Genomic DNA, 25,347 nt, shown 5'->3' with positions numbered 1-25,347 from the left:
GATTAAGACACAGTAACTTCCTGAGCAAAAGAAGAATTGCTAATCGTCAGAGAGGTAGTTCCATCAAAACAAGGATTAAGACATCTGCATAATTTCTTCTTGAAGTTACCTAGGAATTGTCAGAGAGGTAGTTCCATCAAAACAAGGATTAAGACGTGATATCCAGTGGTGCGCAACCTCCTACAATTGTAGGTCAGAGAGGTAGTTCCATCAAAACAAGGATTAAGACGTGTATGTTGTGAAGATTAAAAGCTATTGTAGGATTCGTCAGAGAGGTAGTTCCATCAAAACAAGGATTAAGACTAGGTGTGTAACCTACTACTAATGGCATAGTAATTTGTCAGAGAGGTAGTTCCATCAAAACAAGGATGAACGAGCGATCCCGAAGGGTAAATGCCTGGCAGGCATTTAAGCGAGAGAACCGCGACAGCGGCTTGGATACAGTTCATTGAATGCAACAGAATGGTAGTTCCATCAAAATCCCGACATTCCATGTCGCGGACTTCGCTGCGCTCAGCAAGGATGAACGAGCGATCCCGAAGGGTAAATGCCTGGCAGGCATTTAAGCGAGAGAACCCCAAGGGGCTTGGATAGAGTTCATTGAACGAAAGAGAGAGGTAGTTCCATCAAAATCCCGACATTCCATGTCGCGGACTTCGCTGCGCTCAACAAGGATGAACGAGCGATCCCGAAGGGTAAATGCCTGGCAGGCATTTAAGCGAGAGAACCCCGACAAAGTCTTACTAATTGCTGAAGCAATAAGTGCGACTAAATCGGGACAGGCCCGAAGGGGCTTGAATACAGTTCCTTGAATGCACCAGAAATGAAATGTTGTAAGTTGTCTTTTGATTCTTGAAAATTACGAGGCACGAGCAGGGAGGGGTCATTTCTCCTTTGCTGGCCAATATTTTTTTAAACGACCTGGACCATGCCATAAACACACCTGGAAGTAAATTCGACAGGCAAGGAGTACAAATAGTGCGGTATGCCGATGATTTTTTGCTGATAGGTCCTGAAATAACACCCAGGCTTTTGGATGACCTTCACAAAAAGATAAAAAGAGCCGGCCTCACCATAAATAAACAAAAAAGCAGGTTATTGGATGCGAAGCACACCCCGTTCCACTTTTTGGGTTTTGATATAAACTATCGCCAGCAGCCTTTTGGTACGAAAAAATGGAGCTGGCATATTAATCCCTGTCCAGAGGCCATGGCCAGGATAAAAAAGGATATTGATACTTCACTAAAACAGCTTCCCCTGAGTTCTCCAATGGAAGTTGCATTCCAACTATTTCCCATATTAAAATCCTGGTTGAATTATTACAGTATGGGAAGATCCGCTGAATGTATGGCTCCTCTAATACCTCTATTCAACTACCTTGAAACAAAATTGCTCGCGTATTACCAACGAAAACAATATGGACAAATGATCTCTTACGACCCCGGGGCTTCCCTGAATTATGCCGGTCAGGCCCTTAGAATTCTGAAAGAAGAGCTGGAACTTTAAAAAAATTGATTATGCCCAGGAAAAAGCGTCCAAAACTGACTTTCAAAGCAAAACTGATCCGGATCAAAAATGCGGGAATAAAAACGGCAACCCCTGTACAAAAAACAACCGATGAAACGGATGATCTTCCCGATTTAAATGAACGAATAAAACGGGTACTGCAGATTTTTGATCAACACGAACAAAAAAAGGATACAATGTTATACTTTGTCATGTACGATATCGAAAACGATAAAGTCAGGAACCACATCGCCAAATTCCTGATTCGAAAAGGCTGTACCAGGGTGCAAAAATCCATTTACCTGGCCGATACCCAAAGACAGGTTTATGCCGAAATACATAAAACCTTAAAGGAAGTCCAGGAGGTTTATGACAACCATGACAGCATATTCCTGGTGCCCGTGTCTTCTGATGACCTCAGGGCCATGAAAATTATAGGCGAGAATATAGACCTGGACCTGATCACAGGCAACAAAAACACCCTTTTCTTTTGATTTGAGAAACAAATTTTGTAAATTTGATTCACCAAAATGATGTACCTTTTTGATATTTTTCTGATTACAACAATATTTGCACGACACACAAGTCGTTGATTATCATAGAAATTACAAAAAGGACTGTCAGAGTGGTACTTCCATTAGAATAAGGATTAAGACATGTTTTTTTTGAAATAAATCTGCAACAGTTTGCCGTCAGAGTGGTACTTCCATTAGAATAAGGATTAAGACTTCCAATCGTTTTGCCATGTCGTTTATTGCATCTGCAAGTCAGAGTGGTACTTCCATTAGAATAAGGATTAAGACAAATAGGGGTTGCTTTGTCACTAATAAAAATAAAAGTCAGAGTGGTACTTCCATTAGAATAAGGATTAAGACTTGTACTTGATGTTTGAGCCATTTTCTTTTGTTTTTGTCAGAGTGGTACTTCCATTAGAATAAGGATTAAGACACAGCATTCGCCAAAAACAGCGCATTTACTTGACCGGTGTCAGAGTGGTACTTCCATTAGAATAAGGATTAAGACAAGCCATAATCATAGAATTGGATGCCGGAGGCGTCAGCGTCAGAGTGGTACTTCCATTAGAATAAGGATTAAGACCCAGAATAGGGGTTGTTTTACAACAACTAAAAATAAAGTCAGAGTGGTACTTCCATTAGAATAAGGATTAAGACATTTCTCCTGTAGTGAACAAAAGAATTCATTCCAAAACGTCAGAGTGGTACTTCCATTAGAATAAGGATTAAGACAGATCGCTCTCACTTTTGTATTCAATTCCAGACCTGTCAGAGTGGTACTTCCATTAGAATAAGGATTAAGACCAGTCCCCCTTCTGCGTTGAAGCAAAAGAATGTTAAATGTCAGAGTGGTACTTCCATTAGAATAAGGATTAAGACGAATACCTTCATACACGTACGTGAAAGTATCGTACTTGTCAGAGTGGTACTTCCATTAGAATAAGGATTAAGACATCAACAATAAGGTTACAAATAAGTGATTTTTCATCCGTCAGAGTGGTACTTCCATTAGAATAAGGATTAAGACTAATTACAAAAGTTCTCTTAAGATAAACGGAGTCCTTTGTCAGAGTGGTACTTCCATTAGAATAAGGATTAAGACCTGTCAAAAGTTGATATTATTAAGTATATTTCCATTCGTCAGAGTGGTACTTCCATTAGAATAAGGATTAAGACTTCTTTTAATTTTCGTGTAATGCGCTATAAATACGCAGTCAGAGTGGTACTTCCATTAGAATAAGGATTAAGACCATCATAACCCTGATGCTTGGGTTGGTGAAAATATACGTCAGAGTGGTACTTCCATTAGAATAAGGATTAAGACTCCTCAATTTTAACCTTTTCCGGTTCCTCTGCCTTGGGTCAGAGTGGTACTTCCATTAGAATAAGGATTAAGACAATGCCCAAATTAATAAGCTGCCCAAAAAAGTATACCGTCAGAGTGGTACTTCCATTAGAATAAGGATGAGGGAGCGATCCCGAAGGGTGAATGCCTGGCAGGCATTCAAGCGAGTGAACCCCGACAAAGTCTTACTAATTGCTGAAGCAATAAGTGCGACTAAATCGGGGCAGGCCCGAAGGGGCTTGGATAAAGTTCATTGAAAGCAATAGAGTGATACTTCCATTAGAACCCCGACAAAGTCTTACTAACTGATGTTACGCAAACATACACTATTATACTTTATTACCTTATCTTGAAGTTATGCGGTCAGAATTGCCAATCTAACGCCAGGTAGAGCTTGAAACACTTCGTTACTTATGGCCTTGGGAATGTCTGTTTTTGAGGGAAGCTTTTGGAATCATTTATCTTTTTTTCCGGCCAAAAAAAGATAGAAAAAAGGCCTGAAAATGCAAGGCGGCAGCTCCCCCCTGGTATTATCGATAGGCATAATCCAAGCTTTTTTTAAGCTCTTTCGTTTAATCTAAGGCGATTTCCCCGATGAGCGGCGCCGATATCCGTGTACCTGGCAATTGAAATAACTTAAGCATCTGTGGATAAGAATCTTTTTAGTCAAAGCCACTCCTCGAAGCCATCTGACGCCTTATATCTCTTTGGGCCGCTGTGCATTTCCATTTTTCGGGATAATCAGAATCCTTCCTAAATTTAATTAAAAATAGAGTTAACGCGTAATGTCAGTTACTAATTGCTGAAGCAATAAGTGCGACTAAATCGGGACAGGCCCGAACGGGCTTGGATAAAGTTTCCTGAAAACAACTTGATTCCTGAAAGTTGCGAAGAACGAGCCCGTCGGGCTGGAGCCCTCGGCTTTTGTCCGTGTACAACCTGGAGGTTGTAACGAGCAATATTAGTTTTTTTTGACTTGTTTTGAGAATTGATTTTTGACTTTTGTGCTTTGCGAGGAACGAGCCAATCCGTGTACAACCTGGAGGTTGTAACGAGCAATATTTGTTTTTTTTTTTGACTTGTTTTGAGAATTGATTTTTGACTTTTGTGCTTTGCGAGGAACGAGCCAATCCGTGTACAACCTGGAGGTTGTAACGAGCAATATTTGTTTTTTTTTGACTTGTTTTGGGAATTGATTTTTGACTTTTGTGCTTTGCGAGGAACGAGCCAATCCGTGTACAACCTGGAGGTTGTAACGAGCAATATTTGTTTTTTTTTGACTTGTTTTGGGAATTGATTTTTGACTTTTGTGCTTTGCGAGGAACGAGCCAATCCGTGTACAACCTGGAGGTTGTAACGAGCAATATTTGTTTTTTTTTTTGACTTGTTTTGAGAATTGATTTTTGACTTTTGTGCTTTGCGAGGAACGAGCCAATCCGTGTACAACCTGGAGGTTGTAACGAGCAATATTTGTTTTTTTTTTGACTTGTTTTGGGAATTGATTTTTGACTTTTGTGCTTTGCGAGGTACGAGCCAATCCGTGTACAACCTGGAGGTTGTAACGAGCAATATTTGTTTTTTTTTTGACTTGTTTTGAGAATTGATTTTTGACTTTTGTGCTTTGCGAGGAACGAGCCAATCCGTGTACAACCTGGAGGTTGTAACGAGCATTATTTGTTTTTTTTTGACTTGTTTTGGGAATTGATTTTTGACTTTTGTGCTTTGCGAGGAACGAGCCAATCCGTGTACAACCTGGAGGTTGTAACGAGCAATATTAGTTTTTTTTGACTTGTTTTGAGAATTGATTTTTGACTTTTGTGCTTTGCGAGGCACGAGCCAATCCGTGTACAATCGGAGTTTGTAACGAGCATTATTTGTTTTTTTTGACTTGTTTTGAGAATTGATTTTTGACTTTTGTGCTTTGCGAGGAACGAGCCAATCCGTGTACAACCTGGAGGTTGTAACGAGCAATATTTGTTTTTTTTTTGACTTGTTTTGGGAATTGATTTTTGACTTTTGTGCTTTGCGAGGCACGAGCCAATCCGTGTACAACCTGGAGGTTGTAACGAGCAATATTTGTTTTTTTTTGACTTGTTTTGAGAATTGATTTTTGACTTTTGTGCTTTGCGAGGCACGAGCCAATCCGTGTACAACCTGGAGGTTGTAACGAGCATTATTTGTTTTTTTTTGACTTGTTTTGGGAATTGATTTTTGACTTTTGTGCTTTGCGAGGAACGAGCCAATCCGTGTACAACCTGGAGGTTGTAACGAGCAATATTAGTTTTTTTTGACTTGTTTTGAGAATTGATTTTTGACTTTTGTGCTTTGCGAGGCACGAGCCAATCCGTGTACAATCGGAGTTTGTAACGAGCATTATTTGTTTTTTTTGACTTGTTTTGAGAATTGATTTTTGACTTTTGTGCTTTGCGAGGAACGAGCCAATCCGTGTACAACCTGGAGGTTGTAACGAGCAATATTTGTTTTTTTTTGACTTGTTTTGGGAATTGATTTTTGACTTTTGTGCTTTGCGAGGAACGAGCCAATCCGTGTACAACCTGGAGGTTGTAACGAGCAATATTTGTTTTTTTTTTGACTTGTTTTGAGAATTGATTTTTGACTTTTGTGCTTTGCGAGGAACGAGCCAATCCGTGTACAACCTGGAGGTTGTAACGAGCATTATTTGTTTTTTTTTGACTTGTTTTGGGAATTGATTTTTGACTTTTGTGCTTTGCGAGGAACGAGCCAATCCGTGTACAACCTGGAGGTTGTAACGAGCAATATTAGTTTTTTTTGACTTGTTTTGAGAATTGATTTTTGACTTTTGTGCTTTGCGAGGCACGAGCCAATCCGTGTACAATCGGAGTTTGTAACGAGCATTATTTGTTTTTTTTGACTTGTTTTGAGAATTGATTTTTGACTTTTGTGCTTTGCGAGGAACGAGCCAATCCGTGTACAACCTGGAGGTTGTAACGAGCATTATTTGTTTTTTTTTGACTTGTTTTGGGAATTGATTTTTGACTTTTGTGCTTTGCGAGGCACGAGCCAATCCGTGTACAACCTGGAGGTTGTAACGAGCAATATTTGTTTTTTTTTGACTTGTTTTGAGAATTGATTTTTGACTTTTGTGCTTTGCGAGGCACGAGCCAATCCGTGTACAACCTGGAGGTTGTAACGAGCAATATTTGTTTTTTTTTGACTTGTTTTGAGAATTGATTTTTGACTTTTGTGCTTTGCGAGGCACGAGCCAATCCGTGTACAATCGGAGTTTGTAACGAGCAAAATTTTTTTATTGGTAATTTTTAAGATGGTAGGTGCCGTGTTTGGAGGTTGTTTTTTGATTCTTGAAAATTGCGAGGCACAAGCCAATCCTGTCCATCCTCAAATCCTATAAATCCTGATCCTGACATTTTGCGAGGCACGAGCTGCGAAAAGGATTAGAAAAACAGAGGAATCACCTAAAAAAATCCAAATCCCCGCCACCAACGCCGAATCCAAGCCCGAAGCCCGCAAATAACTCCTCAACGTCCGAATATCCGTCCATCCCCCAAGATCCGCAATAATCTTAATATTCACATTCTGCAAAGCCAGATTAGTGGCAGCGCTACGCCTCGCCGTATGCGTAGTCACAAACTTCCACTTAGGCCCCACCCGCTGCGCGGTTCCTTCCCTTGAAAGTCCACCGGACTTTCATCTTCTCCCTCTGGTCGAAGAACCGGTCAGTCATCCATTAGAATAAGGATTGAAACTGAAATTCATTGGGATTTGTCCCATTGGATCTATCCCTTTCGCAGCAAAGTCTATCCCCCCGCTGACCTGTTTTCAAAAACAGGACCTTTTCTCCATCACCATAAACATTTTTTTCCGTATCTTTCTGAATTGAAAAAAATCAACAGTTATCATTAAGATTCAGAAAAGATCGCTCCATTGCTGTATCTGCATTGTAGGATTTTTGTTTTTGGCTCATTGGAGTAGTGGCCAATCCGAAAGTCACCCCATGCACTTTGATCACCTCACGATCAAGGAAGGCCTTTCCCATAATACTGTTTATGCTTTATGGCAGGATCACAATGGTTATATTTGGATAGGTACTCAAAACGGACTCAATAAATACGATGGCTATTCCTTTGAAATTTACCGGTCCAACGGGGACCAGGAGGATGAAAATGGTTTTGTAGGAAAGATCATCTCTTCTCTTTTTGAGGATAGCGAGGGGAACCTCTGGGTGGGAACCAAAAAACAAGGGATCAATATTCTCAGGAAGGGAACCGACCGATTCCGCAATTTACAATCAGACCCCGCTTTTTCAATATTGAACGGGTCTGACATTTCTTCTTTTTTCGAGGATAAGGCCGGAAACATCTGGGTGACTACCGTTGGGGCAGGCATTTTAAAATACAATCCCAAAACGCTTACTTCCATTCAGTTTACGGTGGAGCAGCATGATCTTGGCAGCAATTTGGTTTTTGACGTCGTGGAGGACCCCAATGGAACGATCTGGGCGATTACAGCACAGGCTGGGATAAATTATCTGCCGCCAGGAGAGGATCGTTTTCGCGTAAGCAATGTGGATCTGCCGAATACCCCCAATATGGAGGGGTACCGGAAAATTTTGTTCCTCGACGGGGATTACCTGTGGGTAGGAACCGAAGGGACAGGATTGTACCGGATGGAATGGGCCAGTATGCGTTATCGGCATTTCGAACAGGGAGCGGGCGATCATGAGATCAGTTCCAATGCAGTCCGCGGCATTTGCAAGGGAGAAGACGGGCGGCTGTACCTGGCCACTGATGGGGGAGGATTAAACATCTATGACCCCGGCACCGACCTGTTTGAGAAATTCAATTATAAAATTGGCGAGTCTACAGCCCTCAACAGCAATGCCCTGTTTTGTTTTTTACAGGACAATACGGGCAATTTATGGATAGGAACCTATAACGGCGGGTTAAATATTTATAAAGCCAACAAAACAAGATTTGAACTCTTTTCCCCGGGGGCAAGGCGTGGCGATGAGTTGGAACATCGGTCGGTTTTATCGGTATATCAAACCCGAAACGGAAAAGTTTGGGTCGGAACGGATGGTGGAGGACTGAGCAGTGTAAATGAGGAAAATAACCAATTTACGTTTACTTCCTGGAAGCACGATCCCCGGAATACTGATTCTCCGGGAGGGAACATCGTTAAGACCATTTTTGAAGACAGCCGGGGGAACTTATGGATGGGGACCTTCGCTGCCGGTATGAGTATGTTTGATCCGCAGTCGCTTACTTTTAAACACTTTACACACGATTATAATCTCAATTCTCTCAGCGGTGACAACGTCTGGTCTATTGCAGAGCGTAAAGACGGAAAATTATGGATCGGCACGATTGGAGAGGGCATTTCTGTTCTGGATACGGATACCGGGCATTTTTCCTATTTTGACCATGACTCCAATGACCCCCATTCCCTGGCAGAATCAAATGTAATGCAGGTTTTTATTGATCGGGATAACCAGGTTTGGGTAGGAACGGTGGATTTTGGGCTTGATTTTTATGAAGAAACTACGGGCCATTTTAAACACTACCGGTTTGACCCGGAGGATCCATTTTCACTCAGTAATGACGAGATCCGCGCCCTGTTTCAGGACAGCAGGGGAGACCTCTGGATCGGAACGGAAGGCGGCGGACTGAATCGCTGGCTGGGAGACGGCCGTTTTGAAAGTATTACCCGGAAGGAAGGACTACTGTCCAATAATGTCATGGGCATCACAGAAGATAAACATGGGAACCTCTGGGTCACTTTCTTTGAAGGCATCAGCCTGATCAACCCCGCCACCAAAGATATCCGAAATTTTCATTTCCACGGGGGAGAAAATAACAACCAATTCAATCAAATGGCCATCCTTACCGCACAAGATGGCCGCCTATTCTTTGGAGGCATCAACGGGTTGAATACCATTCGGCCTGAACAGGTAAAAGGAAATAATATCCCCCCCGCGATCATTTTTACCAGGTTTAAAATTTTCAACAATAATATTCCTGTAGGGGAAATGCCTGATGGCAGAGTCATTTTAGACCGTTCCATTGAAGAGACGGAAAAAGTGAGGTTGCGTTATCTGGATAAATCTTTCTCCATTGATTTTTCCGCCATCGATTTTACTGATCCGCAGGAAATTAAGTTTTCTTATAAAATGGAAGGTTTCGATAAGGATTGGCAGGAAACGGCTGCCGGTCAGAACAGCGTAACCTATACCAACCTGGATCCCGGGAATTTTACCTTTATGGTCCGCTATAAAGGATCGGAAGCTCAATTGCAGATTTTTATCAAACCTCCCTTCTGGCAAACTTTGTGGTTTAAAATACTGGGTACATTGATATTCTTCAGCCTGGTTTTCTCCGGAGGTTATTTTATCATTAAACGCAGAGAGGAAACACACAAGCAGCAATTGCTGGAAGCTGAAAGTCAGATATTACAATTGCGTAATGATAAGCTGGCGGCAGAAGTCAACGCCAAGAACTCCAAGCTGATGTTTTCCGCTGCCCAAATGGCCCATAAGAATGAGATCCTGACCAACGTAAAGCAGGAACTCCAGGAATCACAAAAGGAGAACAATCGCAAAATTCCCCTCCTGGTACGCATGCTGGATCAGGAACTGAGGAGTGAGGATTACTGGGAGGAATTTAACTTGTATTTCAACCAGGTGGACCGGAGTTTTGTGCAAAATCTGATCGAACAACACCCTAGCCTTACCCAAAATGATATTCGTTTGTGTACCCTGTTGCGCATCAATCTAAGTACTAAAGAGATTGCTTCTCTTTTGAATGTTTCCACCCGGGCGGTCGAACAAAGCCGCTATCGGCTGAAAAAGAGACTGGACCTCGGAAACGATGATGATCTCTTGAAATATATTTCGGGATTCAACGGAAAAAATTAATGTGACTCCATTTTTTTTTCGGGATTTAAAAACGATAAAACCCCCTGTTTTACAAGCGGTTAACCCACTGTAGTATAATTGTCGTACCTTATTATTATAGGGTAAATATTTATTAAAACTATATTTGGGAGAACACAATCAAATCAAATTTTTTTAATCTCTAAAGTATCGTATCGTTATGAAAAAATTTTTACTTTTTACTTTGTGCTTCTTTTTTGGTTTCACCATGCTTTCAGCTCAGGTCGTCGTACTTGACTTTGAAACTGCTGCAACTTCTACCACTTTCCAGTATTTTGGAAGTTCTTTGGAACCCAACCTGACAGAGGTCATCGCCAACCCTGACGCTTCAGGAATTAACACCAGTGCGATGGTGTCTAATTTTATGAAACCAGTCGATGGACAGACATGGGCCGGGGCTTATTCCAATCCAAACCCTTCCATTCCGATCAATCTGGGAACCGCAACTGAAATTTGTATGAAAGTCTGGTTCGCCAATCCTGGAAATGTAGCCTTGAAACTTGAAGCTGGCGGCAATCCGCCGAACTGGATCCAGCAACAAGAAGTTACGGAAACAAACACCTGGACAGAACTGTGTTTTGATGTAACGGCCAATTCTTTTGAAGATCCTATGACTCCGGCTGCCGGAAACATTTACACTACCCTGACGATGTTCTTCGATTTTAATATCGTAGAAACTGTAGATCAGACCTTTTATTTCGATGATGTGATCATCGTTGGAGGTAGCTCTGATCCTGTTGACGTTACTTTGTCTGTGGACATGAACAATTATGCCGGAAGTTTTACCACTGTTTATATGAGTGGTACTTTCAACGACTGGTCTGCTGATTCCAACCCAATGTCAGATGGTGATGGAGACGGTGTTTGGACAGGTACCATCAACGTTGCTCCGGGTACTTATGAGTATAAGTTCCAATTGGATCAATGGGCAGCACAGGAAGAATTCAACGGCACCGAATTGTGTACCGTTACCGACCCTAGCGGACAGTTTACCAACAGGAAATTAGCGGTAGCTACCGAACAGGTACTTCCGACGGTATGTTTCAACAGCTGTTATGCCTGTGGGGAGGCCGTATCCATTACCATTAATCTAGGCCAAGGGGCTTTCCCGCCTGCTGAAGATGGTTTCTTCATCGCCGGTGGTGGCAATTTTGGAGTCCCTGGAGATTTTCCTCTTTCTGATGGTGATGGCGATGGTGTGTGGACCCTTACCATAGAACGTCCTTTGGGATTCTCAAGTGATTTTACCTTTACTAACGGAGCCTGCCTTGACTGGTCCTGTAAAGAAAATGTTGCAGGACAGGATTGTGCCGTTCCTCCATATAACGACCGCCACATGGGTCCTATCATGCAGGATACCATCATTAATACCTGTTTTGCGTCTTGTACCTCTACTACTGATTGTTCCGATCCTAATGCCGGTACCATCACTTTTGAAGTCAATATGAACAATTATTCAACAGCCTTCACTACTGTTTTTATTTCCGGTACCTTTAACGGATGGTCAGCTGACGCCAATGCATTGACTGACGATGACGGTGATGGCATTTGGACAATAGATCTGCCGTTGGGTTCAGGAGGCCACGAGTATAAATTCCAGGTGGATGGATGGACTGACCAGGAATTTTTCACTGAGGGAGACCCTTGCACGGTAACTAACGACGGATTCACCAACAGATTCATTGAAGTGGCCGGTGATGCCACGGTTTGTTTCTTCTGGGCTACATGTGATGCCTGTACCGTGGGTACAAATGATCTGGAAGTGGACAATACACTCTTTAGTGTGCAGCCTACCGTCGTTCAAAACGAAACCAAACTGGTATTTGGGGAGTCATTTACGGCGGCTAAAACCGTGAGCATATTCAATGCCATCGGACAGGCAGTGGAAACGCTTGATATTGTTTCAGGAGTAAACCACTATACGCTCGAGGTCAACAACCTTGAAGATGGTCTTTACTTCATCAATGTACAGACTGAAGGCAAGCAACAAACACAACGGATAATAGTAAATCGTAGATAATTTCAAATGGAGAAGAACCGGCCTGGCCGGTTCTTCTTTCTATTTTATGGAAGTTGTATCAGAAAAAAAACAATTTTATGAGAGATAAATACCTATTACTTTTATTGATCTTATTCGGCTCTTTATCGCTGAACGCTCAGATAAAAGTCAGTGGAACAATCACCGATGCCAACAGCAATGAACCGTTGTTTGGCGCAACCATTTTGGAAAAAAATACCATAAATGGAACGGTTACGGATTTTGACGGAAAATTCGAATTGACGGTATCTAATAAGGATGCCGTTTTGATTTTTTCCTACACAGGATTTTCATCCGAAGAAATATTGGTGGGCAACCAGGTCATCTTTGATGTGGTGATGGAAAATGATATTGCCAATCTGGACGAAATCGTGGTGGTAGGATATGGTACACAAAAGAAAAGTGTGGTTACAGGGGCGATCACCAAGGTGAAATCGGCCGATCTTGAAGATATGCCTGTGACCCGCATTGAAGACGCACTGAAGGGGCGTACTTCAGGAGTACGGGTAACTTCCAACTCCGGTCAGCCGGGAGAAGGAGGAACGGTACGTATCCGCGGAACGAGTTCCATCAACAACAGCGAACCTCTTTATGTTATTGACGGAGTTCCCGTAGGGGGCGGTATTGATTTCCTCAACCAGGGAGACATCGAATCCATCGAGGTACTGAAAGATGCGGCTTCGGCTTCTATTTACGGCGCACGTTCTGCCGGGGGGGTAATCCTGGTGACTACCAAAAAAGGAAAAAAAGACGTGATGGAGGTCAATTATAGTGCTTACTACGGCACCCAGGCTCCATGGAAAAAACTGGCATTACTGAATGCAACGGAATACGCGACTTTGATGAACGAATCCTCCGTAGCGTCAGGAGGCAATATATTATTTGCAAATCCACAGGAACTGGGCGAAGGAACAGATTGGCAATCAGCCGTATTTAACGAAAGTGCGCCGATGCAAAATCACGAAATCAGCATCTCTGCCGGTAGTGAGCGGTCCCAGTATTTTACTTCTTTTGGATATTTCGACCAAGCGGGTATTGTGTCTGATGCACAATCCAAGTACAAGCGATTTACCGTACGATTCAATTCGACGCACAAGATAAACGATCACATCACTTTTGGCAACACCATGGCTTATTCCAGGATAAAATCATCAGGCGTGGCCACCAATACAGAGTACGGTTCTCCACTGAGCAGGGCGGTCAACATTGACCCGATCACCCCAATACTCGAAACCGATCCCGATGTTTTAAACAATGACATATTTACCAACTTTGCCGTGGTGACCAATGAGGATGGCGTTCCTTACGGTATCTCCAGCTATGTCACTTCCGAAGTTGTTAATCCTGTAGCGGCTCTTTCCATCCAACAGGGTTTTGGGTGGAGTGATAAAATCGTCGGGAATGTTTATGGAGAATTTACCTTTATCGAAGGATTGAAATTCCGGTCCAGCATTGGTACAGACCTTGCTTTCTGGGGTGGAGAAGGCTTTACTCCTGTCCACTATCTGAATACCACCAACAGGGCAGACCTCACCAGTTACAGCCGGGACAAAAACAACGGATTGTACTGGATTTGGGAAAATACCCTTTCTTATACCAAACAAATAGGAGACCATAACTTTAGCATTCTGGCCGGTACCGTGGCGGAAAAAAACAAAGGAGAAGGCAATGGCGGGACGATAAAAGATATTCCTGTGGATAATATCAATGATGCTTCCTTTGGATATCCCACTTCTGCCGAAACCCAGACTTTCTGGGGGTATGAATACCTTGGCACTTTGGCTTCCTACCTGGGAAGGGTGAACTACAATTACAAAAACAAATACATCCTTTCTGCTACCATGCGTGTGGATGGTTCTTCCAAGTTTGGGGCGAATTACAAATTCGGTACCTTCCCTTCTGTTTCTGTAGGTTGGGTGTTAACGGAAGAGGCTTTTCTTTCTAATAATCCAATGATCAATTTCCTCAAGATCCGCGGTTCTTGGGGTGTGAATGGTAACGACCAGATCGGTGATTTCCGTTATGCTTCCACCGTTGGGGGAGGACGTAATTATACTTTTGGCCTGGATGATGTGCTGACCAATGGGGTAAGTCCGAATGCGATCGCTAACCCGGATTTGCGCTGGGAACAAACAACCCAGACCAATATTGGTTTTGATGCCAAAATCTTCAAAAAAGTAAGTGTTACTTTTGATATTTTTGAAAAGAAAACGACGGATATGTTGTTGGGTATTGCCGTTCCCGGTTATGTCGGCAACGGTGGCCCTATCGGAAACATAGCGACCATGTCCAATAAAGGCGTGGAACTAGAAGTGGGTTACGGCAATAATTTCAACGGTGTTAATTTTGACATCTCCGGAAACATCTCCTACATTAAAAATGAGGTGACGGATCTCGGTGCAGACAAGGAATTTCTCACCGGACAGACTTTCAGCCCTCAGGGGTTGGAAATTACCCGTACCGCGGTAGGTTTCCCGATTGGATTCTTTTATGGTTACACCACCGACGGTATTTTTCAGAATGCTGCTGAGGTGGCATCTTATACCAATGCAGATGGTGGCATGATCCAGCCGGATGCCAAACCCGGTGATTTCCGTTTTGTGGATGTCAATGGTAATGGCGAAATTGATCCTGAAGACCGGGGCATGATTGGTGACCCGACACCCAACTGGACTTATGGTATGAATTTATCAGTGGGCTGGAAAGGATTTGATGTTGTATTTTTCGGACAAGGTGTAGCTGGCAATGAAGTATTCAAAGCCACGCGTCGTTTCGATTTGCAAATGGCCAATATGACCGCTGATGCCCTGGATCGCTGGACAGGAGAAGGAACCACCGACACCTATCCTCGCCTGGTGATGAATGATCCTAATAAAAACTTCAGCCGCAGTTCTGATTTTTATGTGGAAGATGGAGCATTTTTCCGTATCAAAACCATGCAATTAGGGTATTCGTTGCCGAAACTGGTCACGGGTAAAATTGGTTTTGGGAGGATCCGTGTTTATGTATCCGGTAATAACCTGCTTACTTTCACCAAATACAGCGGTTTCGACCCTGAAATTGGTGGGGGAAGTTTTGGCGTGGATCGCGGTATTTATCCTCAGGCACGTTTTTACCTGTTTGGGATCAACGCAACATTTTAGATCGGGAAACCCTTCAATCATTTTTACTGTTTAATTTAAAAATTGAGAGATGAAAAAAATAATTTTAAATAAATATACCCTCTTATTGTTCGTCAGTTTCGTGCTGGCTTCCTGCGGGAAAGACTTCCTGGAACTCGAACCAAGAGGCACTTCACTGGAAACCAATTTCTATAAAACCGAAGATGAATTGTTCCAGGCATTGGTAGCCACTTACGATGTGCTGCAGTGGGGTGGAACGGACGGATGGACCATGAAAATGGGACTGCTGAATGCCGCCTCCGATGATTGTTATGCAGGAGGAAGTGATGCTTCCGACCAACCCAGCTGGGTTGCCTATGATAAGTTTACCCTCGATCCTTTCATCGGACCTCAGTCCGGATTGTGGAAAAAAGGATATACCGGTATTTATCGTGCTAACCTGCTTTTGGAAAAACTGGACCAGGCAGACGGAATATCAGATGAATTCAAGGCGCGTACGGCGGCAGAGGCCAAGTTCCTCAGAGCATTTTACTATTTCGACCTCGTTCGCTTTTTTGGAAATATTCCATTGATCACCAAGGTACTTTCAGCCGATGAGATTTACAACCAGGTGCAGACCAATTCGGCGGCTGTTTACGACCAGATCGAACAGGACCTGAATGATGCCCGCAATACTTTTGAACTGCCTGAAACGGTTTCTGCCAGTGAGTTGGGCAGGATCACCAAAGGAGCTGTTACTGCATTGCTGGGTAAAGTAATTCTTTATCGAAATGATAACTCCAGGATGCTTGAGGCTGCTCAATTATTTGAAGAGGTCATCAATTCCGGACATTATGCGTTGGAACCTAACTACGGTGATATTTTCAAGACTAGCCATGAATTCGGCCAGGAATCTGTTTTTGAAATTAATTATTCCGGCAATCAACGCGGTGGTTGGGGAAATTTTGAAAATGGAACGGAAGGCAATTACGATGTGCAGTTTTTTGGGATACGTGATTATGTAGGACCACTATATGCAGTGGGTTATGGCTTTTGTCCGGTAACGGAAAAATTGGCTCAGGCCATGCAGAACGACCCGCGTTTTGTCCACACCATTATTGATGGCGGTGCGCTTAGAAACCAGGGAGCTTCCTATTCCGAAGGGTATCAAAATACGAACTACTTCATCAAAAAGTATGGTCCTTTGCAAGCAGACCGCGCACTGGATGGAGAACCTGCCCTCAACTGGGGGTACAATATCCGGGAAATTCGCCTGGCAGATGTGTACCTCATGGCTGCTGAAGCTTATGCAAGGGCCGGAGGAAATGATGCCAAAGCGATTTTTAATCTCAATAAGGTGCGCCTTAGGGTGAGCCTGCAGCCTGCCGGAGGACTTACTGGTCAGGCTCTGCTTGATTTCATCTTCCGCGAACGTCGTTTTGAGCTGGCTACCGAAGGTCACCGGTTCTTTGACCTGGTGCGTTCCGGCCGTGCGACAACAGAACTGGGAGACCAGGGCTTCACCGCCGGTAAGAATGAGATTTTGCCTATTCCTCAAACGGAGATCGATATTACCGAAGGGAACCTCAAGCAAAATCCAGGCTATTAAAATGGAGTTGAAATTAGTTAACTAAAATCAAAAAAAATGACTTACTTAAAATATAGTATGCTGTTTTTCCTGGTGATTGGCTTGTTTTCCTGTGAGCCTTTCGTGGAAGACAAATCTGAACTGGGCCCACCGCCGAATCCTTCCTTTACCATCACCCAGGGAGACACACCCAATGATTTTATCTTTGAGAATACCACATCGGGTGCCTTTATTACCCAGTGGACCATTGAAGGGAACGGGAAAAGAGAAGGAGAACTCGTAGAGGTGACCATGCCGTTTATGGGTACCTACGATGTGACGATGACCACCTTCAACCGTGGGGGATATGCTGTAGCCAGTCAAACGCTGACCGTTACCCAGGATGATCCCAACGCCTGTTTTGGCAATTTTGAATTGCTGACGGGTTGTGATGAAAAATTGTGGAGACTGGCTCCTGAAGCGAATGCCGAACACATCGGTCCTAACCTGACTGAAACGTGGTGGGGCAATTCCCTGGCGGATGTCGCTGCGCGTTACTGTCACTTTGACGATGATTACATTTTCCGTGCCGACGGTACCTTTGAGTACGACAATCACGGGGATTTCTGGGCCGATGAGAATGGCAGCGGGGTTGTCTGGCCGGCTGATCTTGGATTGGCCATTGGTTGTAATGCCAACGCTGACTGGCCTGCACAATACAGCGCCTGGGGTTCAGGCATGCACACCTTTAGCGTGACGAGTAGTTCGTTAACGGTTAGCGGAGAGGGTGCTTTTATCGGGTTGTACAAGGTAGGAACAACAGGAGAGGTGACTACGCCTCAACCGTCCGTAACCTACAGTATCTCGTCGATCAGCGCAACCCGTATGGTGATTTATGCTGACCTGGGAGGCTCCGTATGGCGTTTTACGCTGGTGGCTCAATAAGATATAAAAATTAGTAAAAAGGTTTTTGAGTATCAAATTTATAATGGAGAACGGGAAAATAGCCGACTGAAAATTTGTCCTGGCTATTTTCCTGTTCCAATCAAAAAAAGACGATGATGAGGTTAACTCTTTTAGTGTGCTGTATGGTCGCAGCTTGTTTTTTTTCTTGTGCCGACGATAATGTCACGCCACCTTCAACGGATTTTCCGAGAATTTCCATTTCCAGTGTGACGCTTTTTGAGGGACAGGAAAATTCTGTTTTTTCTTTTAAAGTTTCCACAAGTGCAGATTACAGCGGTGAGATAAAAGTTGACTTCGCAACGGAGGAGATTACCGCCGGAGAAACCACTGATTTTATCTATACTTCCGGTACCCTGATCATTCCCACAGGGGCAAGGGAAGGGTATATAGAAGTCGAAATCGTTGGGGATATTATCAAGGAACAGGACGAAGAATTCAAGGTAGTATTGTCCAATCCTGTAAATGCCACCATTGTGAATGGCGAAGGCCTGGGCACCATCCGGAACGATGATACCTATATCGATATTCCTGAGGACGGCTACATCACTCCCGAAAGTTATACGGGTTATGAGTTGGTTTGGGGAGATGAATTTAACGGTACAGCCTTGAATATGGAGGACTGGACGTACGAAGTAAATGGTGATGGCGGGGGCAATAATGAATTGCAATATTATACCGACAGACCGCAAAATTCATTTTTGTCTAATGGTAACCTGGTGATAGAAGCAAAAGAAGAATCTTACCAGGGAAAACAATATACTTCTGCCAGAATAGTCACCCAAAACAAACAACTCTTCCAGTTCGGACGCGTGGATATCCGCGCCATTTTACCGAAAGGGCAAGGCATTTGGCCGGCTCTTTGGATGTTGGGAACCAATATTTCGTCCGTTGGGTGGCCTGCCTGTGGAGAGATAGATATTATGGAGTTAATAGGGCATCAACCTTCAACCGTTTACGGAACCATCCATTCAGGTGCACAGGGACAAGGGTACAGCAATCATGTCGGCCAGTCGTACACCTTAAACGGAGGAGATTTTTCCGATGAGTATCATGTGTTTAGCCTTATTTGGGAACCCAATTCCATAAAATGGCTGGTAGATGACAACCAGTTTTTCAGCATTACCAATGCTGATGTCCCCGGAGCTTATCCTTTCAACGATAAATTCTTCTTCATTTTTAATGTCGCTGTCGGGGGAAACTGGCCGGGTAGCCCGGATGGAACAACGGTATTCCCTCAGCAAATGATCGTTGATTATGTACGCGTTTTTCAAGAGTTGTAAATTTTAAGAACAGATGAATAAAAGAAATTTTACACTTTGGATAATGCTGCTGGTGTCGGCATTGCTGTCTGCACAGGACAAAACCATTGAATCTAAAGTTGAAACCCTTTTATCAAAAATGACCCTGGAAGAGAAAGTCGGCCAGATGAATCAGTACAGCGGATTTTTTGATCCTACCGGACCCGCCCCGCTTTTTGGGGCTGGAAAAAATAAATACAATCATGTAAAAACAGGCATGGTTGGGTCCATGCTCAATGTAAGAGGCGCCCAGCAAGTGAGGGGAATGCAAAAAATGGCTGTTGAAAATTCACGTTTGGGCATTCCGATGATTTTTGGTTTTGATGTGATTCACGGATTCAAAACAATAGCTCCTATTCCTTTGGCAGAAGCCGCAAGCTGGGATCTCGAAGCTATTGAGCAATCGGCCAGAGTAGCAGCCATCGAAGCATCAGCGGCGGGGATCAACTGGACCTTTGCTCCAATGGTGGATATCTCCAGGGATGCGCGCTGGGGGCGAGTGATGGAAGGGGCCGGAGAGGATCCTTTTCTGGGCAGCATGATTGGCCAGGCCAGAATCCGCGGTTTTCAGGGGGATGACCTGGCGGCAGACAATACTGTTATTGCTTGTGCCAAACACTTTGCCGCGTATGGATTTATTGAATCAGGCAGAGAATACAATACGGTGGATGTTGGACTTTCCACTTTGTATAATATAATTTTTCCTCCTTTTAAAGCAGCTTCCGACGCAGGTGTCCGAACCTTTATGAATTCCTTCAATGAACTCAACGGAGTACCGGCAACAGGAAGTCCCTTTTTACAAAGAGAAATTCTGAAAGGGAAATGGGACTTCCAGGGGTTTGTAATTTCTGACTGGGGATCTATTGCAGAGATGAACTCCCATGGATATGCTGCTGACGGATCTCATGCAGCGGAACTTGCGGCCAATGCCGGATCGGATATGGACATGGAATCCCATTTGTATGTCAGATATCTGAAAGAACTTGTTGAAGCAGGAAAGGTGGACGAGTCCAAAATTGATGACGCTGTCCGAAGAATTTTGCGCGTAAAATTTGAATTGGGCTTATTTGAAGATCCTTATAAATACTGCAGCGAAGAAAGAGAAAAAACATTGATCTATCACCCCGATCACATGGAGGCTGTACTGGATATGGCGAAAAAATCCATTGTGCTGCTGAAAAACGAAAACAACTTATTGCCCTTGGCAAAAAAAGGGCTGAATATTGCCTTAATAGGACCTTTGGCGGATGATAAAAACAGCCCGCTCGGAAGCTGGAGACTGGCCTCTGATGACAATACCGCTGTTTCGGTAAAAGAGGGCCTGATGATTTATGAGGGCAACAAACTGGATTACCAAAAAGGGGTGACCTTCGTCAAAAATCAACCCCACTTTATTCACGAGCTGGATATTAACACTACAGATCGCACCGGAATACAGGAAGCCGTAGCGTTGGCAAAAAAGGCGGATGTGGCCATCCTGGTGTTGGGAGAACATGGTTTTCAGTCAGGAGAGGGGAGAAGTCGGACCGATATCGGACTTCCGGGATTGCAACAGGAATTACTGGAAGCTGTTTATGCGGTTAATCAAAATATCATTTTGGTATTAATGAACGGCCGGCCATTGGCCATTCCATGGGCTGATGAGCATATTCCTGCCATTGTAGAAGCCTGGCAGCTGGGTTCCCAAACGGGTAATGCCCTTGCCCAGGTTTTGTACGGAGATTATAATCCTGCGGGAAAACTGCCGATGACTTTTCCGAGAGCAGTTGGCCAGGTGCCTATTTATTACAATCACAAAAACGGCAGTCGGCCGTACCTGCAAAATAATGTATTCTGGTCCCACTACACCGACGAGTCCAATGACCCGCTTTACCCGTTTGGTTATGGCCTGAGTTATACCACATTTGACTATTCAGGATTTAAGGTTAGCGTTGATTCGGAAAACCAGCGGGTTGAGGTGGAAGTTACCCTGAAAAATACAGGAAAAGTTAAAGGAGAGGAAGTGGTTCAGTTATATATCAGGGATCTTTTCGCCAGTGTGACCAGGCCGGTAAAGGAACTTAAGGGATTTGAAAAAGTGGAACTGGCACCCGCAGAAAGTAAGGTAATCCGATTTACGCTAACGGAAAAAGAACTTGGTTTTTATAACAACGAGGGTCAGTTTGTGGTGGAACCTGGAATCTTTGAAGTGATGGCAGGGGGGAATTCAAGAGATTTGATGAAGCAGTCCTTCACCCTGGAATAAAATAATTGTTGATTTTTCATAAGTTAGGCGGGTCAGGTTATTTTCACTGATACCTGACCCGTTACTGTAACAGAAAATTGCCGAATTGATTATGAGTTACAAATATTCGATTGTCGTTTTATTGATATTACTTGGCTTTTTGTCTCCATTGCGGAGCCAAGGCTTTTTGAGTACCAACGGAAAAGCCATTGTCAAAGAAAACGGAGATACGATACTCCTGAGAGGTATGGGGCTTGGCGGGTGGATGGTGCAGGAAGGTTATATGCTAAAAACATCAGAGTTCGCCAACGCCCAATACCAGATCAAAGAAAAAATTGTGGGACTCATAGGAGAGGAGGATACCCAATTGTTTTATGATGCCTGGTTGACTAACGGGGTGCAAAAAGTGGACATAGACTCTCTGAAAGCCTGGGGTTTTAATTCTGTAAGGCTCCCCATGCACTATAATTTGTACACCCCACCCATAGAAGAAGAACCCGTTCCGGGAGAAATTACCTGGCTGACCAAAGGATTTGAGCTGACAGACAGCCTGCTCTCCTGGTGTGCTCAAAATCAAATGTACCTCATTCTCGACCTGCATGCTGCACCCGGCGGGCAAGGTTATGATCAGGCTATTTCAGATTATGATCCGACAAAACCTTCGCTCTGGGAGAGTTTTGATAATCAGAATAAAATGGTAGCGCTTTGGAAAAGACTGGCAGAACGGTACGCTGACGAGCCATGGATTGGCGGGTATGATCTGCTCAATGAAACCAACTGGAATTTGCCTGGCGGGGCCGCCCTGAAAAATTTATACAAAAGAACGACCGATAGTATTCGGACCGTGGATAACAATCACATCATTTTTATTGAGGGGAATTGGTTTGCCAATGATTTTACCGGCCTCACCCCTCCCTGGGATGACAATATGGTTTACAGCGCCCATAAATACTGGTCCTTTAACGATCAGGCTTCCATTCAATGGGTTTTAAACCTCAGGAATCAATATAATGTACCTATCTGGCTGGGAGAGAGTGGTGAAAATTCAAATACATGGTTCAGGGATGCTATCAAACTCCTGGAAGACAATGGCATAGGATGGGCATGGTGGCCCTTGAAAAAGATCGAAGATATTGCGGGACCGCTGTCGGTAGTCAAAACGCCGGAATATCAGGTGTTGCTTAATTATTGGAAAAACGGAGGGACACCGCCTGGTGCAGCCTTTGCCAAAGCGACTTTGATGGAAATGGCCGACAATTACAGGATGGAGAATTGTATATTTTCAAAAAGTGTACCCGATGCTATGTTCAGGCAGGTTTATTCTGATGAAGCCATCCCTTTTAATACACAGGAAATCCCGGGCGTGGTATATGCGTCGGATTTTGATATGGGCAGGGCAGGGGTGGCCTACAACGATAAGGATGTCGCCAATTACCATTTGTCAACGGATTCTTATACTGCATGGAACCAGGGATGGGCTTATAGAAACGACGGGGTGGATATTGAGCCTTGCAGTGATAATATGAATACCAATGGTTTCAATGTAGGCTGGACAGAGCCCGGCGAATGGATGCAATACGATATTGACGTACAGGAAACGGCCGTTTATGACATTCACATGCGGTTGGCAGCGGGCAGTTATGAGGGTAAATTTCACTTCAGCGCCAGTGGGGCGGATATTACCAACCTGCGTTATGCGCCTTATACCGGCGGATATCAAACCTGGCAAACGGTGGTCGTTCCCAATGTGGTTCTTACAACGGAAGATACGAAGTTGCGTTTTCATTCTGATGGCAGCGGGTTTAATGTGAATAGCTTTGAATTTGTTCAGGTAGCTGCCACCAATACGATTCCTGCCGAATTTGTTTCCGCGGTTACCCTGGATGACCATACGATTCAGCTCAACCTGAATAAAGCAATCGCAGAGCCTTTGCCGGCTGCTCCCGCTGATTTTGAAATTTTTGTCAATGGTACACCCATTTCCATCAGTGCGGTTGCCCTGGATGATAATAATAACAGGATCGTTACCTTCGATGTGGATTTTACTTTTTACAACTCACACGTCATTAAAATATCCTATAACGGCAACCAGGTATTAGCGCAGGACGGCACGGAATTAAGTACTTTTTATTTACGTGATGTTCAAAATACGGTGCCTGTTTATCATCTTGTTCCGGGAAGAGTTCAGGCCGAGGGTTTCTTCTTTCAATCGGGCAGTGAGCTGGAAAATACCACGGATACGGGCGGCGGTGAAAATGTCAGTCACCTCGATGTCGGCGATTACCTGGATTATTATATTGAAGTCAGCCATTCCGGAGCCTTCAAAGTTGATTACCGAACTGCTTCGGAAAGTTCTGTTGGCGGAGTCGCATTACAACTCATCGATGAAAACGGAAATCCGCAGGGCCTCCATACCGTCAGCTTTCCCTCAACGGGGAACTGGCAAAATTGGACGACGACCACTGCAAACCAGCTTATTTCCCTTCCACAAGGGCGTCATCATCTCCGGGTTGTCATCACTCAGGCTCCTTTTAATCTGAATTGGTTTGAATTTACCCAACTGACGCCTGTGGAGCAGCCATCGCCCGTGGTTGATATGCAGGTATCCCCCAACCCGGGATCCGGCATTTTTCTGCTCAAAGGCACTTTAACGGATGTCCATAATTTAAAAATGTGCGTGTATGATCTTTCCGGTCGCCCTGTATTGGAAGAGACCTGGAAATCCGTGAAATTGGTGGAAGAAACCATTGACCTCAGCCATTTGCCGGACGGTTCTTATTATCTCAGCCTGCAGATGCAGGGTGGGGTGGTGTATGCTCTGGAGTTGGTGAAATCGGGGCATTAAGGGTACATATAAAAATATTTAAACGCAAGGATCGCAAAGTTTTTACGCAAGGTGCGCCAGGTATCTGTTGGCCTTTGCGTTTCCTTTGTGATCCCTGCGGTAAAGTCTTCAGTTCTCTCCAAAAGCAGATAAGCCTTCCTGGTCTTCTTCTGTTTCATCATATTCAAAATCATCCCCATCCTCCCGTACCTCGTCCCGCAGCAGCAACGCCAGGGAAACGGGACTGGCCGAAACAAATTTTTTGACGGCCTCGGGCAGGTGCATCATGCCGGCGTCTTCATCTTCCGGCCAGCAGGTTTCCTGACCAGTTTCACACCATGGGCGCTGAATGCAGTCAGGGCAGTACCCCGTGCAGCCATCCAGGTGCCAGCCGCCATCGGGACATAATTCTATTTCTTCCCCTATCCATTCCAGGACGGACTCGTAAACCAGCCGGTCGGGTAATTGTTGCAAGTCCAGGTAGTACCCTTTTTCAGCCAGGGCTTCTGTCAGCCTGTCCAATTCATCGGGTAACGCTTCATCAGAAAGATGCTCCGCCGGTTTGACCTCAAATGCTTCCGGCAGCTGAGCCCTGATGGTCTCCCGCACGCTTTCGCCCCGCGTCCATCGTTCAAAGCGGTACCAGTCGCTTTCCGGGGAAATGCCGGGGTACACAGGAGGGAACATAAATCCCGAAATTTCCATTACCTGCCGGCTGCAGTGTTTAAGGTAACTGCGGGTGAAACTCAGGAGGTATTTCAGCTGATTGTTTTTTAATTCCAGGTCTTCGGTATCATATTCCCAAATTTCGTCAGGATCCAGGTCCAGGTGGTTAAATTCCTGGTACAGCTGCTGATTTTCAAGTAAGGCACTAATGTTTTTGTCTTGCATAGTTAACGTTTTTTTGGAGGTTCTTTTTAACGGTTCACGATTGCCGGGGGGACGATTTTTATGAATAAAAAAAATGCTTTCCACGGCGATTTTACAAATATAGGGGGTTGGGCATAATTAGTCGTATGGTAGCCGTTTACT

At 44.2% G+C, this 25,347-nt stretch carries 12 protein-coding genes and 2 CRISPR repeat arrays (1 of these 14 only partly in view); of the genes, 10 read left to right on the top strand and 2 right to left on the bottom strand.

Annotated features, from left to right (window positions below; all coding sequences use genetic code 11):
- A CRISPR array of direct repeats spans positions 1-376; the repeat unit is 37 nt; unit sequence GTCAGAGAGGTAGTTCCATCAAAACAAGGATTAAGAC (it extends 2,021 nt beyond the left edge of the window).
- Between the two features lie 476 nt (positions 377-852).
- Positions 853-1,506: a hypothetical protein gene (locus H6571_09350; protein ID MCB9323925.1), complete on the top strand. Its 654-nt coding sequence runs from the start codon at positions 853-855 to the stop codon at positions 1,504-1,506.
- Between the two features lie 11 nt (positions 1,507-1,517).
- The gene (gene cas2, locus H6571_09345; GenBank protein MCB9323924.1) at positions 1,518-2,000 is read left to right on the top strand and encodes a CRISPR-associated endonuclease Cas2; all 483 of its coding nucleotides are present in this window, start codon (positions 1,518-1,520) and stop codon (positions 1,998-2,000) included.
- Positions 2,001-2,125: 125 nt separating this feature from the next.
- Positions 2,126-3,493: direct repeats of the CRISPR family, unit length 37 nt; unit sequence GTCAGAGTGGTACTTCCATTAGAATAAGGATTAAGAC.
- A 3,251-nt stretch (positions 3,494-6,744) separates the two neighbouring features.
- On the opposite strand, the gene H6571_09340 is transcribed toward cas2, so the two are convergent.
- Complete coding sequence (locus H6571_09340; GenBank protein MCB9323923.1) at positions 6,745-7,014, bottom strand: tyrosine-type recombinase/integrase; 270 nt, start codon at positions 7,012-7,014, stop codon at positions 6,745-6,747.
- A gap of 346 nt (positions 7,015-7,360) precedes the next feature.
- Between H6571_09340 and H6571_09335 the strand changes: the two genes are divergently transcribed.
- The 8 genes from H6571_09335 (at position 7,361) to H6571_09300 (ending at position 24,336) form a co-directional block, all read left to right on the top strand.
- Positions 7,361-10,279 (top strand): two component regulator propeller domain protein, encoded by a 2,919-nt coding sequence (locus H6571_09335; GenBank protein MCB9323922.1) that lies wholly within the window; start codon positions 7,361-7,363, stop codon positions 10,277-10,279.
- Between the two features lie 178 nt (positions 10,280-10,457).
- Complete coding sequence (locus H6571_09330) at positions 10,458-12,317, top strand: T9SS type A sorting domain-containing protein (GenBank protein MCB9323921.1); 1,860 nt, start codon at positions 10,458-10,460, stop codon at positions 12,315-12,317.
- 77 nt (positions 12,318-12,394) lie between these two features.
- Complete coding sequence (locus H6571_09325; protein MCB9323920.1) at positions 12,395-15,478, top strand: TonB-dependent receptor; 3,084 nt, start codon at positions 12,395-12,397, stop codon at positions 15,476-15,478.
- 49 nt (positions 15,479-15,527) lie between these two features.
- Positions 15,528-17,045: a RagB/SusD family nutrient uptake outer membrane protein gene (locus H6571_09320; protein ID MCB9323919.1), complete on the top strand. Its 1,518-nt coding sequence runs from the start codon at positions 15,528-15,530 to the stop codon at positions 17,043-17,045.
- A 36-nt stretch (positions 17,046-17,081) separates the two neighbouring features.
- On the top strand, positions 17,082-17,948 hold the full coding sequence (locus H6571_09315; protein MCB9323918.1) for a hypothetical protein: 867 nt from the start codon (positions 17,082-17,084) through the stop codon (positions 17,946-17,948).
- A gap of 356 nt (positions 17,949-18,304) precedes the next feature.
- Positions 18,305-19,249 (top strand): family 16 glycosylhydrolase, encoded by a 945-nt coding sequence (locus tag H6571_09310; protein MCB9323917.1) that lies wholly within the window; start codon positions 18,305-18,307, stop codon positions 19,247-19,249.
- 13 nt (positions 19,250-19,262) lie between these two features.
- Positions 19,263-21,512 carry a beta-glucosidase BglX gene (bglX, locus tag H6571_09305; GenBank protein ID MCB9323916.1) on the top strand — a complete coding sequence of 750 codons (2,250 nt, stop codon included), beginning with the start codon at positions 19,263-19,265 and terminating at the stop codon, positions 21,510-21,512.
- A gap of 91 nt (positions 21,513-21,603) precedes the next feature.
- A complete protein-coding gene (locus H6571_09300) occupies positions 21,604-24,336 on the top strand; it encodes a carbohydrate-binding protein (protein ID MCB9323915.1) in 2,733 nt (910 codons plus the stop codon).
- 108 nt (positions 24,337-24,444) lie between these two features.
- Here H6571_09300 and H6571_09295 read toward each other — a convergent pair whose 3' ends face one another.
- Positions 24,445-25,206 (bottom strand): hypothetical protein, encoded by a 762-nt coding sequence (locus H6571_09295; protein MCB9323914.1) that lies wholly within the window; start codon positions 25,204-25,206, stop codon positions 24,445-24,447.
- Positions 25,207-25,347: the final 141 nt, after the last annotated feature.

This window comes from Lewinellaceae bacterium, assembly GCA_020636105.1.
In the GTDB taxonomy this organism is placed as follows: domain Bacteria; phylum Bacteroidota; class Bacteroidia; order Chitinophagales; family Saprospiraceae; genus BCD1.
This window is presented reverse-complemented; position numbering and strand designations above follow the sequence as displayed.

What these genes read in the sequence shown, in the direction of transcription:
- H6571_09335 (MCB9323922.1), top strand. Translation starts at nt 7,361, where the DNA reads ATGCACTTTGATCACCTCACGATCAAGGAAGGCCTTTCCCATAATACT.
- H6571_09295 (MCB9323914.1), bottom strand. Translation starts at nt 25,206, where the DNA reads ATGCAAGACAAAAACATTAGTGCCTTACTTGAAAATCAGCAGCTGTAC.
- cas2 (MCB9323924.1), top strand. Translation starts at nt 1,518, where the DNA reads ATGCCCAGGAAAAAGCGTCCAAAACTGACTTTCAAAGCAAAACTGATC.
- H6571_09315 (MCB9323918.1), top strand. Translation starts at nt 17,082, where the DNA reads ATGACTTACTTAAAATATAGTATGCTGTTTTTCCTGGTGATTGGCTTG.
- bglX (MCB9323916.1), top strand. Translation starts at nt 19,263, where the DNA reads ATGAATAAAAGAAATTTTACACTTTGGATAATGCTGCTGGTGTCGGCA.
- H6571_09330 (MCB9323921.1), top strand. Translation starts at nt 10,458, where the DNA reads ATGAAAAAATTTTTACTTTTTACTTTGTGCTTCTTTTTTGGTTTCACC.
- H6571_09325 (MCB9323920.1), top strand. Translation starts at nt 12,395, where the DNA reads ATGAGAGATAAATACCTATTACTTTTATTGATCTTATTCGGCTCTTTA.
- H6571_09320 (MCB9323919.1), top strand. Translation starts at nt 15,528, where the DNA reads ATGAAAAAAATAATTTTAAATAAATATACCCTCTTATTGTTCGTCAGT.
- H6571_09300 (MCB9323915.1), top strand. Translation starts at nt 21,604, where the DNA reads ATGAGTTACAAATATTCGATTGTCGTTTTATTGATATTACTTGGCTTT.